The sequence below is a fragment of the Rhizobacter sp. P3_C12 genome (assembly GCF_056402735.1).
Genome location: NZ_JBFUGW010000157.1, coordinates 1 through 15,186 on the forward strand (window position 1 = coordinate 1; position 15,186 = coordinate 15,186).

The 15,186-nt window shown below is 68.5% G+C and carries 12 protein-coding genes; 3 read left to right on the forward strand and 9 right to left on the reverse strand.

What is annotated here, in order from left to right; translation table 11 throughout:
• Positions 1–247 precede the first annotated feature (247 nt).
• On the reverse strand, positions 248–886 hold the full coding sequence (locus tag AC1DXV_RS21645) for a 3-oxoacid CoA-transferase subunit B (RefSeq protein ID WP_047513531.1): 639 nt from the start codon (positions 884–886) through the stop codon (positions 248–250).
• Between the two features lie 2 nt (positions 887–888).
• Positions 889–1,596: a CoA transferase subunit A gene (locus AC1DXV_RS21650; protein WP_477869997.1), complete on the reverse strand. Its 708-nt coding sequence runs from the start codon at positions 1,594–1,596 to the stop codon at positions 889–891.
• Positions 1,597–1,778: 182 nt separating this feature from the next.
• Between AC1DXV_RS21650 and AC1DXV_RS21655 the strand changes: the two genes are divergently transcribed.
• Entirely contained in the window at positions 1,779–2,663 is an 885-nt protein-coding gene (locus AC1DXV_RS21655; RefSeq protein ID WP_477869995.1) for a PEP-CTERM sorting domain-containing protein, read from the forward strand.
• A 13-nt stretch (positions 2,664–2,676) separates the two neighbouring features.
• Here AC1DXV_RS21655 and AC1DXV_RS21660 read toward each other — a convergent pair whose 3' ends face one another.
• From AC1DXV_RS21660 to purL, 5 genes are all read right to left on the reverse strand, one after another.
• A complete protein-coding gene (locus AC1DXV_RS21660) occupies positions 2,677–3,498 on the reverse strand; it encodes a metal-dependent hydrolase (RefSeq protein WP_477935479.1) in 822 nt (273 codons plus the stop codon).
• A 94-nt stretch (positions 3,499–3,592) separates the two neighbouring features.
• Entirely contained in the window at positions 3,593–4,699 is a 1,107-nt protein-coding gene (locus AC1DXV_RS21665) for a glycosyltransferase family 2 protein (protein WP_477935481.1), read from the reverse strand.
• A 5-nt stretch (positions 4,700–4,704) separates the two neighbouring features.
• Positions 4,705–5,061, reverse strand: a complete 357-nt coding sequence (locus AC1DXV_RS21670; protein ID WP_477868812.1) for a 5-carboxymethyl-2-hydroxymuconate Delta-isomerase — start codon at positions 5,059–5,061, stop codon at positions 4,705–4,707.
• A gap of 10 nt (positions 5,062–5,071) precedes the next feature.
• Entirely contained in the window at positions 5,072–5,314 is a 243-nt protein-coding gene (locus tag AC1DXV_RS21675) for a hypothetical protein (protein ID WP_477868810.1), read from the reverse strand.
• A 20-nt stretch (positions 5,315–5,334) separates the two neighbouring features.
• Positions 5,335–9,348, reverse strand: a complete 4,014-nt coding sequence (gene purL, locus AC1DXV_RS21680; RefSeq protein WP_477935483.1) for a phosphoribosylformylglycinamidine synthase — start codon at positions 9,346–9,348, stop codon at positions 5,335–5,337.
• 98 nt (positions 9,349–9,446) lie between these two features.
• Between purL and map the strand changes: the two genes are divergently transcribed.
• Both map and AC1DXV_RS21690 read left to right on the forward strand, forming a co-directional pair.
• Positions 9,447–10,283 carry a type I methionyl aminopeptidase gene (gene map / locus AC1DXV_RS21685; protein ID WP_047513551.1) on the forward strand — a complete coding sequence of 279 codons (837 nt, stop codon included), beginning with the start codon at positions 9,447–9,449 and terminating at the stop codon, positions 10,281–10,283.
• 17 nt (positions 10,284–10,300) lie between these two features.
• Positions 10,301–12,931, forward strand: coding sequence for a [protein-PII] uridylyltransferase (locus AC1DXV_RS21690; RefSeq protein ID WP_477935487.1), 2,631 nt, complete (start codon positions 10,301–10,303; stop codon positions 12,929–12,931).
• A gap of 158 nt (positions 12,932–13,089) precedes the next feature.
• On the opposite strand, the gene AC1DXV_RS21695 is transcribed toward AC1DXV_RS21690, so the two are convergent.
• Together AC1DXV_RS21695 and AC1DXV_RS21700 are read right to left on the reverse strand one after the other, a co-directional pair.
• Complete coding sequence (locus tag AC1DXV_RS21695) at positions 13,090–13,611, reverse strand: Imm21 family immunity protein (protein WP_477872052.1); 522 nt, start codon at positions 13,609–13,611, stop codon at positions 13,090–13,092.
• A 15-nt stretch (positions 13,612–13,626) separates the two neighbouring features.
• The coding region (locus tag AC1DXV_RS21700; protein ID WP_477935485.1) for an RHS repeat domain-containing protein at positions 13,627–15,186 on the reverse strand (1,560 nt) is incomplete at its 5' end.

Genomic DNA, 15,186 nt, shown 5'->3' on the forward strand with positions numbered 1-15,186 from the left:
GCTGTGGAGCGCCAATAAAGCCGGGGCGCCGGAGCTGGCTGGTTTCATGGCCCGCGTGCGCAGCACGCTTCGTGCACTGACTGTCGCCCACTGTTTGACCACAACGAACGAAGTGAGTGGCGGGAGTTTGGGCGACGGGCCATGAAACCAGTCAGCGGAGGGAAGTCATCGCCCCCAAGGGGCGATGACCGACCCGGCCGGCGAGCCACAGCCTCCCCGCACGCGCCTTCCGCGCCGATGCAAGAACCTACAAGATCGGAACCCCGGTCTTCGATTGCAGCTCCTCGCGCGACACACCCGGAGCGATCTCGACCAGCTTCAGCCCCTGCGGCGTCACGTCGAGCACCGCCAGGTCGGTGATGATGCGGTTCACCACGCCGACCCCCGTCAACGGCAGCGTGCAGGCCGGCAGGATCTTCAGGTCCTCGCTGCCGTCCTTCTTGCGCGCGACGTGCTCCATCAGCACCAGCACGCGCGGCACGCCGGCCACCAGGTCCATCGCGCCGCCCATGCCCTTGACCATCTTGCCGGGGATCATCCAGTTGGCGAGGTCGCCCTTCGCGCTCACCTGCATCGCGCCGAGGATGCTGAGGTTGATCTTGCCGCCGCGGATCATCGCGAAGCTGTCGTGCGAGCCGAAGATCGACGAGCCGGGGATGGTGGTGACGGTCTGCTTGCCGGCGTTGATCAGGTCGGCATCGACCTGGTCCTCGGTCGGGAACGGGCCGATGCCCAGCATGCCGTTCTCGCTCTGCAGCCACACCTCGATGTCGCTGCGCACATGGTTGGCGACCAGCGTCGGCAGCCCGATGCCGAGGTTCACGTAGAAGCCGTCCTGCAGCTCGGCGGCGGCCTTGGCGGCCATTTGATCGTGGGTCCAGGCCATGGTCAGCTCCCTGCCGTTTCAGTGATCGTGCGTTTCTCGATGCGCTTCTCGGGGTGCGCGTTCAGCACCAGCCGGTGCACGTAGATGCCCGGCAGGTGGACCACGTCCGGGTCGAGCGTGCCGGTCTCGACGATCTCTTCCACCTCGACCACCGTGATCTTGCCGGCCATCGCGACCGCCGGGTTGAAGTTGCGCGCCGTGCGGCGGAACACCAGGTTGCCGCTGCGGTCGGCCTTGTGCGCCTTCACCAGGCTCACCTCGGGCAGCAGCGCGCGCTCCATCACGTAGACGGCGCCGTCGAATTCGCGGGTTTCCTTGCCCTCGGCCACCAGCGTGCCGACGCCGGTCTTCGTGAAGAAGGCCGGAATGCCGGCACCGCCGGCGCGCAGCTTCTCGGCCAGCGTGCCCTGCGGCGTGAACTCGAGCTCGAGCTCGCCCGCCAGGTACTGGCGCTCGAACTCCTTGTTCTCGCCGACGTAGCTGGAGATCATCTTGCTGATCTGGCGCGTCTCGAGCAGCTGGCCGAGGCCGAAGCCGTCGACACCGGCGTTGTTCGAGATCACCGTCAGGTTCTTCGCGCCGCTGTCGCGCAGCGCGCCGATCAGGGCCTCGGGAATGCCGCACAGCCCGAAACCGCCGACGGCCAGCAACTGGCCGTCGCGCACGATGCCTTTCAGGGCGTCGGCGGCACTGGCGTACACCTTGTTCATGGAGCGTCTCCTGCGCAATGGAAATCAGCCGCGAAGCGTACTACGTACGGCGTTACGTAGGCCGCGGCGGCGGTACGTAGAAATGACTAGGTCTTTTCCCGTTGCGAGGCCGTGCGGGCACGCCGTTTGCCCGAGGTTCCGCCGACCCGAGCCATCGCCCGGGGCCCACCGGGAGATCGACGATGAAGATCCATGCATTGGCCCGCCTGCTCGGGGGATTGCTCGCCGGGCTCGCCGGACTCGGCGCGGCAGGCCTGGCGCAGGCCGAGGCGTACGGCAGCGCCTCGTTCACGCTGGACCCGCTGTCGCTGACCACGCTGGCGCCGACGCCGGACGCGCCCCGCCTGCCCGGCAGCGTGGGCACCTGGTGGACGGGCAACTGGACCCGCGCCAGCCTGTCGAGCGGGCATGCGAACGGCGACAACGTCCGCCACGACCTCGGCTACACCTTCCAGAACGGCCTGGATTTCAGCCCGCCGTTCGGGGTCGGCGCCTTGCAGCAGGCACCGCTGCCCGGTTCGGTGCTGTCGACCGAGGCGCATTCCGGCCCCGACCAGCTGGGCGTGAGCTGGCGAACCGACCTGCCCACCGACGGGGCCGATGCCGACATCAGCTGGTACCGGGCCTTGAAGCTGGACCCGTTCGCGTCGATCACGATCTCGGGCATTGCCACCCTGACGCGCAGCGACTTCAATCCGCTGACGACCCACTACCAGACCGAGACCGTCGACGACGAGCATTTCAACGTCGCGACACTGAGCCTGCGCGACGAGCAGGCCTATCGGCACGAGGTCTCGCTGAGGGCGTGGATGCTGAACCGGGATCCGTTCGACTACTACGCAGGCTCGCAGGGGCGCGTCGCCAGCCCGGATGACTTCACCTACAGCGCCGACTCGTTCGGCGTGCTGTCGCTGACGGTGCACAACAACAGCAGCCTGCCGCTGTTCGCCGCCTTCGAGGTGTTCGCGTTCAGCTCGCCGCTGGCGGCGGTGCCGGAACCGGCGACCGCGCTGACGATGGCGCTCGGCATCGGGCTGCTGGCATGGCGCGTGCGGCGCCGGGCCTGAGCCCGGGCCTTGGTCACTGCACCTCGCGGAACTGCCCCGCGTTCTCGCGCAGCCACGCCGCGGCGCGCGGCTCGTCCTGCTGCAGCGGGTGGAAATCCGGCCGGAAGTACGCCCGCCATGGCTTGAAGGTCTCGCGCACCAGCCCGCCCTTCGCGAACAGCAGGCGCCAGGCGCTGCGCCAGGTGCCGCCCTGCAGCAGCGCGCCGTCGTGCCACAGGTTGCGCAGCGTCTGGCGCATCACGTCGGTGACGAAGAAGAAGGTGACGACGCGGAACCAGCGGATGCGCCAGCGGTGGTTGCCACCGCCGGCCCGGTAGACGTCGAACGCGGTGCTGCGGTGCTCGGTCTCCTCGGACGCGTGCCACAGCCACATCGTGCGCAGCCGCGCCTCGGTGCCGTCGAGCCGCTGCGGGTGCTGCAGCATCCAGGCCGCCATGATCGCGGTGAAGTGCTCGTAGCCGGCCGTCACCGCCAGCGCATGGCGCGGGTCGCCGCTCATGCGCTGGAAGCGCGCGATGCGCCGCGCCGCGCGCGGCCCCCAGGTGTTGCGGTGGCCCTGCGCTTCGAGCTGGCCGTTGAACAGGCCGTGGATGCGGCGGTGCGTCGCCTCCTGACCGACGAAGCCCTGCACCTCGTCGGCGAAGCCGGYCTGCACGTCGGCCGGCAAGGCCTTCGCGGCGGCCCGCACCGCATCGATGAAGAACTGCTCGCCCACCGGAAAGCTCATCGACAGCGCGTTGAAGAACGCCGTCAGGAAGGCATCGCCGCCGGCCCAGCGCCGCTCGAACGGGGTCGACAGGTCGACGAGCAGCGAGCGGATGGTGTGGTGGCCCATGGCTCGTATGCTAGCGGGTCGAGCGCCGGGCCGCCCCAAGCCGGCCCGCATCCCCTCGGGGGATCGGTCGATGTACTCATCGACCGAGGGGTCGTCATCCCCGGCGCAGGCGGCGCAGGGTTTGCCGCAGGAAGTCGATCGCCCCGGGCGGCACCGCCGTCACCAGGTACAGCGCCCACAGCTTCGGCTGMTTCCAGCGCTGCCGCAGGCTGTCGCCGAAATGCCGGTGCGCGGCCGCGTAGTCCTCGCGGTACCACATCTCCATGCCGACCCATTCGTAGGCGCTCGCGATCGTCTCGGTCAGCAGCGCCGGCGGCAGGTCGAGCCGGCCCCCGTGGCGCGCGCGTTCGCGCTCCACCTCGGGCAGCAGCGTCTTCAGGTAGTTGCTCGCGATCATCCAGCGGTAGGCCGGCTGGGTCAGCTGGTCGGCGGCGCCCTTGCGGTACAGCACGGCGCTCGCGTCCAGCAGCGCGGCCGGGCCGGCGCGGCTCGCCTTCAGGTGGTAGGCATGGTCCTCGCCCGACACCATGCTCTCGTCGAAGCCGCCGATCGCATCGGCGCGCTCGCGCGTCAGCATCAGCGTCGACGGCTGGCACAGGTTGCCGATCAGCATGCGCGAGCGCACGTCGCCCCAGTACACGCGGATGCCGGCCTGCGGCTCTTGCGCATCGGGCACGAGCTCGGCGAGCCCCGCCTCGTGCTCGAACACCGCGATCCCGTGCTTCGCGAGCTGGCCGTAGGCCGAGTACGCATCGCGCAGGTGCGCCTGCTTGACGAGCTTGCCGTGCTCGTCGACCACGTCGAGGTTGGTCCACAGCATGCCGACGCCGTGCGGCGCCAGTGCCCGCAGCGCGGCCACCTGCAGCTGCAGCTTCCACGGCTGCCACAGGTCGTCGGAATCGAGGAAGGCGATGAACTCGCCGCGCGCGTGCGCCAAGCCCAGGTTGCGGGCCGACGACACGCCGCCGTTCGGCTTGCGCAGGTAGCGCAGCCGCGGCTCGTCGGCATAGCGGCGCCCGAGCACGCCGGCGGTGTCGTCACCCGAGCCGTCGTCGACGACGATCAGCTCGAAATCGCCGAAGGTCTGCGCCAGCACCGCGTCGATCGTGCCCGGCAGCAGCGCGGCGCGGTTGTAGGTCGGCATCACGATCGTGACGCACGGCAGCGGTGTCCGGCTGGCGGGCGGCGACTCGCTCGTCACGCCCGTCACGCGTCCAGGCCGGCGTTGCGCCGGTTGCTGAAGGTCGCGCGCTCCATCTCGCGCACGTCGCACGAGACGGCCTGCACCTGCGGCAGCAGCGCCGCGAGCCCGCGCACGATCGCGGCCGAGAGCTTCTTGCGGTCGGCCTCGCTGCGCCCGGTCAGCACGTAGGCGAACACATGGACGAAATCGGCGTTCATGCCGCCGACCAGGCTGTGCTCGTGCACCAGCACGCGGATCTTCACGTCGCCGACGGTGAACAGCTCGCTGGCGAGTGCGGCGTCGTGCACGGCACGCATCATCCGCTCGACCGGCACCTGGGCCGCGACCGACTTCGTGCACTCGAGGATGCAATGGGGCATGGGATCGTTCTCAGACGTCGAGGGTGTAGACACGGGCCGCAGCACGCTCGGCGGCACTGTGGCCGCGCAGCGCCTGCGCCCACGCAGCGTCGTTGGCCGAGTGCGCCGGCGTGAGGCCGCGCACCATCACCGCCACCTCTTCGGAGCCGCCATCGATCTCGTTGAGCTGGTGCAGCTGCTCGTCGAACAGCCGCGCGATCGATGCGCCGGCGGCGTCGATCAGCACGAGGTAGCGGACTGGCTTGCTGTGCATCGTTGTTCTCCCTGGTCCGCTCAACCGATCCAGCGGCGCGCGTTGTGGAACATCTTCATCCACGGGCTGTGGGCGGAAATGTCGCCCGAGGTCCAGCTCATCAGCACGTTGCGGAACACCCGCTCCGGGTGCGGCATCAGCACCGTGAAGCGGCCGTCGCCGGTGGTCACGGCCGTCAGGCCGTCGGGGCTGCCGTTCGGGTTCGCCGGGTAGGCCTCGGTCGGCCGGCCCGTGTGGTCGACGAAGCGCATCGCACGCTTCACGGTGGCGGCGTCGCCGCGCTGCGAGAAATCGGCAAAGCCTTCGCCGTGCGCCACCGCGATCGGCAGCCGGCTGCCGGCCATGCCGCTGAAGAAGATCGACGGGCTCTCGAGCACCTCGACCTGCGCGAGGCGGGCCTCGAACTGCTCGCTGCGGTTGCGGGTGAACTTCGGCCAGTCCTGCGCGCCGGGGATGATCGGCGACAGCGCCGCCATCATCTGGCAGCCGTTGCACACGCCGAGCGCAAAGGTGTCGCTGCGCCCGAAGAAGGCCGCGAACTGCTCGGCCAGCACCGGGTTGAACATCACCGAGCGCGCCCAGCCTTCGCCGGCCCCCAGCGTGTCGCCGTAGCTGAAGCCGCCACAGGCGACGAAGCCCTGGAACTGGTCGAAGCGCGCGCGGCCGGTCTGCAGGTCGCTCATGTGCACGTCGAAGGTGTCGAAGCCGGCCTGCGCCATCGAGTAGCTCATCTCGAGGTGGCTGTTGACGCCCTGCTCGCGCAGGATCGCCACCTTCGGGCGGGCGGTGTTGACGTACGGCGCAATCGGCGCCGCGGGGTCGAAGCCCAGCTGCAGGTGCAGTCCGGTGTCTTCGGTGCGGCCGGCGGCCTCGTGCTCGGCGTCGGCGCACGCCGGGTTGTCGCGCAGCTTCGCGATGCGCCAGCTGACGTCGTCCCAGGCCTGGTGCAGCTCGCGCAGCGGTGCGCTGAACACCGCCTTCGCGTCGCGCCAGATCTCGACGATGCCGCGCTCGTTGGTCTTGCCGATCACGTGGCTGTGCTTCGAGAGGCCGTGCTCGCGCAGCACCTGCATCACCTCGTTGCGAGCGTCGGTGCGCACCTGGATCACGGCGCCCAGCTCCTCGTTGAACAAGGCCTTCAGCGTCAGCTCGGCGCGGCGCGCCCCGACCTGCCCGGCCCAGTTCTTCGAGTCGCCGTGCTCGGCGCGGCTGTCGGCGATGCCATCGCCTTCGGTGACCAGCATGTCGACGTTCAGGCTCAGCCCCAGGTGGCCGGCGAAGGCCATCTCGCAGGCCGCCGCCCAGAGGCCGCCGTCGCTGCGGTCGTGGTAGGCCAGCAGGCGGCCCTGGCTGCGCAGCTGGTTGATCGCGGCGACCAGCGATTTCAGCAGCGCCGGGTCATCGAGGTCGGGCACTTCGTCACCGAACTGGTTCAGTACCTGCGCCAGCATCGAGCCGGCCATGCGGTTGCGGCCCTGGCCGAGGTCGATCAGCACCAGCGTCGTGTCGCCGGGCTGCAGCTGCGGCGTCAGCGTGCCGCGCACGTCGGCCAGCGTCGCGAAGGCGGTGACGATCAGCGAGACCGGTGCGGTGACCTGCTTCGCGGTTGTGTGACCCTCGCCCTCGTCGCTCCAGCGCGTGCGCATCGACAGGCTGTCCTTGCCGACCGGCACGCTGATGCCGAGCGCCGGGCACAGCTCCATGCCCACGGCCCGCACGGTGTCGTACAGCGCCGCATCCTCGCCCGGCTCGCCGCAGGCGGCCATCCAGTTGCAGCTGAGCTTGATGCGCTCGAGCTCGATCGGCGCGGCCAGCAGGTTGGTGATGGCCTCGGCGACCGCCATGCGGCCGGAGGCCGGCGCATCGAGCGCGGCCAGCGGCGTGCGCTCGCCCATGCTCATCGCCTCGCCGCGGAAGCCGCGGAAATCCGCCAGCGTCACCGCGCAATCGGCCACCGGCACCTGCCACGGCCCGACCATCGGGTCGCGGTGGTTCAGGCCACCGACGGTGCGGTCGCCGATCGTGATCAGGAAACGCTTGCTGGCCACGGTCGGGTGGCGCAGCACGTCGAAGGCCACCTTGCCGAGCGACACGTCGGTCAGCTGCAGCGCCGGCAGCGTGCGCTCGACGCGCTTCACGTCGCGGTGCATCTTCGGCGGCTTGCCGAGCAGCACTTCCATCGGCATGTCGATCGGCGTGTCATCGCTGCCGGGGTTGTCCAGCACCAGCTGCTTCGCTGCGGTCGTCACGCCGACCACCGCGAACGGGCAGCGCTCGCGCTCGCACATCGCGCGGAAGATCGGCAGCGCCTCGGGCGAGACCGCCATCACGTAGCGCTCCTGGCTCTCGTTGCACCAGATCTCCTTCGGCGCGAGGCCGCTCTCCTCCAGCGGCACCTGGCTCAGGTCGAAGCGCGCGCCCAGGCCGGCACCGTCGACCAGCTCGGGGAAGGCGTTCGAGATGCCGCCGGCACCCACGTCGTGGATCGCGAGGATCGGGTTCGATTCACCCAGCGCCCAGCAGTGGTTGATGACCTCCTGCGCGCGGCGCTCGATCTCGGGGTTGCCGCGCTGCACCGAATCGAAATCGAGCTCGGCCGCGTTGGCGCCGGCCGCCATCGAGCTGGCCGCGCCGCCGCCCATGCCGATGCGCATGCCGGGGCCGCCCAGCTGGATCAGCAGCGTGCCGGCCGGGAACTGCAGCTTGTGCGTCTGGCTGTCGGAGATGCTGCCCAGGCCGCCGGCGATCATGATCGGCTTGTGGTAGCCGCGGCGCTGGCCGCCGACCGTCTGCTCGTAGACGCGGAAGTAGCCGGCCAGGTTGGGCCGGCCGAACTCGTTGTTGAACGCGGCACCGCCAAGCGGGCCGTCGACCATGATCTGCAGCGGGCTCGCGATGTGCTCGGGCTTGCCGTAGGGCGACTGCTCCCAGGGCTCGCTGGTGCCGGGCAGGTGCAGGTTCGAGACGCTGAAGCCAGTGAGCCCCGCCTTCGGCTTGGAGCCGCGGCCGGTCGCGCCCTCGTCGCGGATCTCGCCGCCGGCGCCGGTCGACGCACCCGGGAACGGCGAGATCGCCGTCGGGTGGTTGTGCGTCTCGACCTTCATCAGCACGTGCACCGTTTCCTCGCGCGGGCCGTACAGCGGCGCGTTGGTGTAGCCCTGCGGCAGCCAGCGTTCCGTGGGGCCGCCTTCCATCACCGACGCGTTGTCGCTGTAGGCCACCACCGTGTGCTGCGGCGCGAGCTGGTGGGTGTTGCGGATCATCGCGAACATCGAGCGCTCCTGCTCGATGCCGTCGATCGTGAAGCGGGCGTTGAAGATCTTGTGCCGGCAGTGCTCGCTGTTGGCCTGCGCGAACATCATCAGCTCGACGTCGGTCGGGTTGCGCTTCAGGCCGGTGAAGGCGGCGACCAGGTAGTCGATCTCGTCGTCGCTCAAGGCCAGGCCGAAGTTCTTGTTGGCGACCTCCAGTGCCGAGCGGCCCTGGCCGAGCACGTCGACATGCTCCATCGCACGGCCGGCCTGCTCGTCGAACAGGTGGGCGGCGTCAGCCCGCTGCAGCAGCACGCTCTCGGTCATGCGGTCGTGCAGCAGCGCGGCCGCCTGCTGCAACTCGCCGGCCTCGAGCGGCTTGGCGGCGCCCAGCAGGCCGGCCAGGCCGGTCTTGAGCACCAGGCGGTATTCCGTCACGCGTTCGACGCGGCGGATCGCGAGGCCGCAGTTGTGGGCGATGTCGGTGGCCTTGCTGGCCCACGGCGAGACGGTGCCCAGGCGCGGCGCCACCAGCACGAGCGCGCCGTCGGCAGGCCCGGAGGGACCCACATAAGCATCGCCATAGGTCAGCAGCGCAGCGAGCTTGTCGTGGGCGTCGCGCGGCAGCGGCTGGTCGCTCCACACCCAGTGGACGTGCCGGGCGTGCACGGCGGTGATGCGCGGGCTGATCGCCTGCAGCCGCGGCAGCAGGGCCTGGGCGCGGAAGGCGGACAAGGCGTTGCCGCCCTCGAAGTGCAGCAGATGCTTGGGTGTGGACGTCACGTTGGGGGCCAGCTTCGGGTTCTGGAGACCGGGTCGTGTTCAGGGACTGCCGGTGGAAACCCGGGATTTTACGGGGGTCGGTGCAATAATTCCGCCCCATGACGATCACGATCAAAACCGCCGAGGATGTCGCAGGCATGCGGATCGCCGGCCGGCTGGCCTCCGAAGTGCTGGACATGCTCACGCCGCACGTGAAGCCGGGCATCACCACCGAGCAGCTCGACAAGCTGGCGCACGACCACATCGTGGACGTCCAGCAAGGCATTCCGGCCCCGCTGAACTACGCGCCGCCGGGCTACACGCCCTACCCCAAATCGATCTGCACCTCGATCAACCACCAGGTCTGCCACGGCATCCCGAACGACCGGCCGCTGAAGGCGGGCGACATCGTCAACATCGACGTGACCGTCATCAAGGACGGCTGGCACGGCGACACCAGCCGGATGTTCGTCGTCGGCCACGGCTCGATCGCCGCGAACCGGCTGTGCCAGATGACCTACGACGCCATGTGGAAGGGCATCGTCAAGGTGAAGCCGGGCATCCACCTGGGCGACATCGGCCACTCGATCCAGACCTTCGCCGAGAACGCCGGCTTCTCGATCGTGCGCGAGTTCTGCGGGCACGGCATCGGCCGCAAGTTCCATGAAGAGCCGCAGGTGCTGCACTACGGCCGCCCGGGCACGCTCGAGGAGCTGGTGCCCGGCATGGTGTTCACGATCGAGCCGATGATCAATGCCGGCCGGCGCGACATCCGCGAGGCCGGCGACGGCTGGACCATCGTCACGAAAGACCGCTCGCTGTCGGCCCAGTGGGAGCACACCGTGCTCGTCACCGAGACCGGCTACGAGGTGCTGACGCTGTCGGCGGGCAGCCCGCCGCCGCCGGCCTTCGTGACGGCCGCGGCCGCAGCCCCGTCCGCGACCACCACCGCCTGACGGTGGCCCCGATGGCGATGACGGTGGACACACCGGTGCCGGCTGCCGCGCGCAGCCTGGCCGAACAGCGCAGCCGCTTCCGCGAGGGCAAGGCGGCGCTGATGGCGCACTTCCGCGAGTCGCGCGCCACCGCGCCGGCCGCGACCCGGCTGGTGCGGGCGCTGGCCCGCCATGTCGACCAGACGCTGCTCGGCCTGTGGCAGCACGCGATGATGCCGCCCGGGGCCGCGCTGCTGGCCGTCGGCGGCTACGGGCGTGCCGAGCTGTACCCGCACTCCGATGTCGACGTGCTGGTGCTGCTGCCGCCCGGCGATGCGCTGCACAACGCCCGCATCGGCGCGCCGGGCTCGGACAACGATGCGCTGAAATCCTCGGTCGAGGGCTTCATCACCGCCTGCTGGGACCTGGGGCTGGAGATCGGCTCCAGCGTGCGCACCGTCGACGAATGCGTCGCCGAGGCGCATGGCGACGTGACGGTGCAGACCGCGCTGCTCGAATCGCGCTACCTGTGCGGCTCCAAGCGCGTGTTCAACGCCTTCCGCCGCGCCAATGCCGCCGCGATGGACCCGAAGGCCTTCCTGCGCGCGAAGACGCTCGAGATGCGCCAGCGCCACCAGAAGTACGAGGACACGCCCTACTCGCTGGAGCCGAACTGCAAGGAAAGCCCCGGCGGCCTGCGCGACCTGCAGATGGTGATCTGGATCGCGCGCGCGGCGGGCCTGGGCCGCACCTGGACCGAGCTCGCGACGAAGGGGCTGATCACGCCGTTCGAGGTGAAGCAGCTGCAGCGTAACGAGGGCCTGCTGCGCCTGATCCGCGCGCGGCTGCACATGGTGGCCGGCCGCCGCGAGGACCGGCTGGTGTTCGACCTGCAGACCGCGGTGGCCGAGAGCTYCGGCTACGAGACCACGCAGATGCGCCGCGCATCCGAGCAGCTGATGCGCCGCTACTACTGGGCGGCCAAGGCGGTGACGCAGCTGAACCAGATCCTGGTGCTGAACATCGAGGAGCGCATCAACGGCTCGCAGGACGCGCCGATGCGCCCGATCGGCACCCACTTCTTCGACCGCGCCGGCATGCTCGAGGTGGCGAGCGACGACCTGTACGAGCGCGAGCCGCACACCATCCTCGAGACCTTCCTGGTCTACCAGCAGACGCCCGGCATCAAGGGCCTGTCGGCGCGCACGCTGCGGGCGCTGTACAACGCCCGCGAGGTGATGGACGGCGATTTCCGGCGCGATCCGGCGAACCGCGCGATCTTCATGCAGATCCTGCAGCAGCCCGAGGGCCAGACACATGCCTTCCGGCTGATGAACCAGACCAGCGTGCTGGGCCGCTACCTGTGGGTGTTCCGGCGCATCGTCGGGCAGATGCAGCACGACCTGTTCCACGTCTACACGGTGGACCAGCACATCCTGATGGTGCTGCGCAACGTGCGGCGCTTCTTCATCCCGGAGCATGCGCACGAGTACCCGTTCTGCTCGCAACTCGCCTCCACCTGGGACCGGCCGTACGTGCTGTACATCGCCGCCCTCTTCCACGACGTGGCCAAGGGGCGCGGCGGCGACCACTCCGACCTGGGCGCCACCGAGGTGCGGCGCTTCTGCCGCGACCACGGACTCGACAAGGACGACACCGTGCTGGCCGAGTTCCTGGTGAAGGGCCACCTGACGATGTCGCGCATCGCGCAGAAGGAAGACCTGAGCGACCCCGAGGTGATCGAGAACTTCGCGCAACTGGTGGGTACCGAGCGCCGGCTGACCGCGCTGTACCTGCTGACGGTGGCCGACATCCGCGGCACCAGCCCGAAGGTGTGGAATGCCTGGAAGGGCAAGCTGCTCGAGGACCTGTACCGGCTGACCTTGCGCGCGCTGGGCGGCGCCACGCCGAACATGGACGCCGAGATCGAGGCGCGCCGGCAGGATGCGCGGCACACGCTGAACCTGTACTCGCTGCTGCCGGGCACCGAGGTGCCGCTGTGGAAGACGCTGGAGCTGAGCTATTTCGCGCGCCACGACGCCGGCGACATCGCCTGGCATGCGCGCTCGCTGTTCCGCCACGTGACGAGCACCGAACCGATCGTGCGGGCGCGGCTGTCGTCGGTGGGCGAAGGGCTGCAGGTGCTGGTGTACGCGCCCGACCGGCCCGACCTGTTCGCGCGCATCTGCGGCTACTTCGACGGCGCCGGCTTCAACATCCTGGACGCGAAGATCCACACCACGCGCGCCGGCTATGCGCTCGACACCTTCCAGGTGATCAGCCCGCAGATGGAGCAGCACTACCGCGACCTGATCTCGCTGGTGGAGACGCAGGCGGCGCTCGCGCTGAAGGCCGAGGGCCCGTTGCCGGACCCGAGCCGCGGCCGGCTGTCGCGCCGCGTGAAGTCGTTCCCGATCACGCCGCGGGTGCTGCTGCGCCCGGACGAGCGCGGCCAGCGCTGGCTGCTGTCGGTGTCCACCAGCGACCGCTCCGGGCTGCTGTACGCGATCTCGCGGGTGCTGGCGCGCCACCACATCAACCTGCAGCTCGCGAAGATCACGACGCTGGGGGAGCGGGTCGAAGATACGTTCCTGATCGATGGTTCGGCGCTGCAGCAGAACCGCACTCAGATCGAGATCGAGAGCGAGTTGCTGGACGCGATCACGTAGTGCGCTTGAGTTGGATGAGCCTGTCTGGCGACTCGATCGACAGCTGTCGCGCTGACCGGCTACCCGATACAGCTGTGGCCGAAGACACGCTTGTCGGTGCTGCCTGCAGCTTGACTCTCGGTCGCTTGAAGGCGCTGTGTTTCGGAACTGCGTCTCGCCTACTGAGATGGAACAAACATGTGGATGAGAACTGAGGTTCGCTTGTCGGGCTGGAACTGCTTCGTGACGACAAGATACTTGCCCACCGGCAACGAAAACGAGAGCCGCTCAATGCCCGCATCTGATCCGGCGTATGCAGAGTCGAAAATCACAATTGATGAGGACTGGAAATCGATCGACAGCACCTCCGCGGGATCGCCGAAATCAAGTGGGCCGGCTGACTCAAGCAAATTTTCCATGTCGGCACCAGGATCGCCGTAATACACACGCACGATTTTCGGGAGCTCGTTCCGTGGATGCCAGATTGATGTTTCGAGCGGCATGTCCCCGAGTACCAACGCAGTTCGATCCCCCAGGGTCAACTTGCCAAGGTAGTCGCGAATAGTGCAGGCCCGCTGATAGTCGTTCAGAGATCCAGTCAAACTTGGCAATGCAGCGCTTCCGGAGACGCCATGCCAACGATCAACAGCGTCAAGTTCGATGGAGATCAAAGGCCCACCGCCCGACAGAATTGACTTCATTTTCGCGTCACCTACTTATTGACGCGGAAGCCATCGAATGCGCCCGCCTTGTTCGTTGCTGCAGCCGAGACATTGTGGGTAGTACCTTTGCGATTTTCCTTCAGGATTGAGTTTGGTCGGATCCTGATGATCGCCAACCCAATTTTTGCTCTTCGTTCCTGGATCCTTTGTTCCACAGGTGTGGCACCCCTCTCGATCACCAATTTCGTTGATCTTCTCCTGCTCTTCTTTCGTAGGACGCGACGTTGTACCAACGGGAACGGACTCACCCGCGTAGGATCCTGGCCCAACCTTGCTTGGAACATTGTTGCCTGTCTCGGTCGACAACCCATCAGCGGCCTGTTCCTCGGAATCGCCGACAGACAGTACCGCATCGACCATTTTCCACATAACCGATCCGTTCTCGGCTTCCTTGTGGACGTGCTCGCGAATCCCGCCGACCACTCTCGTGGTTGTGGCGGCCCCCGCGTTCAGGCCCTGCTGGAACGACTTCTGAGCTGGCGTGCCTGGTGCGGCCATCAGCACGAAGTTCGGCGGCCCCGGCCTGAAGAGCCCTCCCAGGCACGACGATGTGCAGGTCAGGTTCGGGGCCGGGAGCGTGGGGCCACCGCTTCCGGTGATCTTCACCTGCTCCATCACGAAGAGCTCGGGCTCCCAGGTCTTGCTTGGGAAGTTGCCCCAGCCGCTCGGATCAATACGCGCCAGGGGGTCGTTTCTTGCGTAGCTGTAGCGGTTGTAGCTCTGCAGTTCATAGGGCTTCGTCACGTCCCGGTCTGCGGACAGGAACCGCCCGAGGGCTGCGTCGTACAGCCGCCCGTTCATGTGCGTGAGGCCGATGTCGTCGAGCTGCTCGTGGCCGGTGAAGCCGCGGTCGGTGCCGCTGTTGACGGCCGGGCTCCAGTCGATCACCAGCGTGCCGGCGGCGTCGTGGTTGCCGTTGACGAAGCGGCGCTTGCCGAACGGGTCGTACGCGTCGCGGGCCGTCACGTTGCCGTTGTGATCCGTCGTCGCCGCGATGCTGCCCAGGTGATCCTTGTGCCAGTACTCCAGCTTCACCGCGCTCAGGCTGGATTGCAGGGGCGGGGCGGTCTGCGGGACGCCGAGTGCCGGTAGCGCTCCGGTGGTGACCAGCACGCCGAGGCTCTGGCCACCTGCGCTCAGGTAGTGGCGGTTGCTCGTGATCGCAGGGTTCGCTGCGCTCGGGCTCGTCGGCGCATTGACCTCGCTCTCGAAGGCCAGTCCACCGGTGTTGTCCGGATGCAGGTACCACGTCGTTCGGGTGCCCGCGTTGGTACCGCTCGGGATCGTCCGAACCTCTCGGATGCGGGCATGGTCCTCGTCGTAGTTCCAGGTGTAGCTCGGGCCGCCTGCAGGCCCTTGCAAGCCCGCTTGGCTGTTCGGCAGGTTGAAGCCGGTGTAGGTGATGCCACGGTACTTGCCTGCGGTCGCGCTGGCGAGGTTGCCGTTCGCGTCGAAGCCGTAGCCGTTGGCTGCTGCGCCTTCGATGCTCTGCACTGCATGCGGCCGCACCGCGTTCGCCCCCTGTGCGCCGTAGCTGTACAGCCCCACATCGCT

What these genes read in the sequence shown, in the direction of transcription:
- map (WP_047513551.1), top strand. Translation starts at nt 9,447, where the DNA reads ATGACGATCACGATCAAAACCGCCGAGGATGTCGCAGGCATGCGGATC.
- AC1DXV_RS21650 (WP_477869997.1), bottom strand. Translation starts at nt 1,596, where the DNA reads ATGAACAAGGTGTACGCCAGTGCCGCCGACGCCCTGAAAGGCATCGTG.
- AC1DXV_RS21675 (WP_477868810.1), bottom strand. Translation starts at nt 5,314, where the DNA reads ATGCACAGCAAGCCAGTCCGCTACCTCGTGCTGATCGACGCCGCCGGC.
- AC1DXV_RS21695 (WP_477872052.1), bottom strand. Translation starts at nt 13,611, where the DNA reads ATGAAGTCAATTCTGTCGGGCGGTGGGCCTTTGATCTCCATCGAACTT.
- AC1DXV_RS21655 (WP_477869995.1), top strand. Translation starts at nt 1,779, where the DNA reads ATGAAGATCCATGCATTGGCCCGCCTGCTCGGGGGATTGCTCGCCGGG.
- AC1DXV_RS21670 (WP_477868812.1), bottom strand. Translation starts at nt 5,061, where the DNA reads ATGCCCCATTGCATCCTCGAGTGCACGAAGTCGGTCGCGGCCCAGGTG.
- AC1DXV_RS21645 (WP_047513531.1), bottom strand. Translation starts at nt 886, where the DNA reads ATGGCCTGGACCCACGATCAAATGGCCGCCAAGGCCGCCGCCGAGCTG.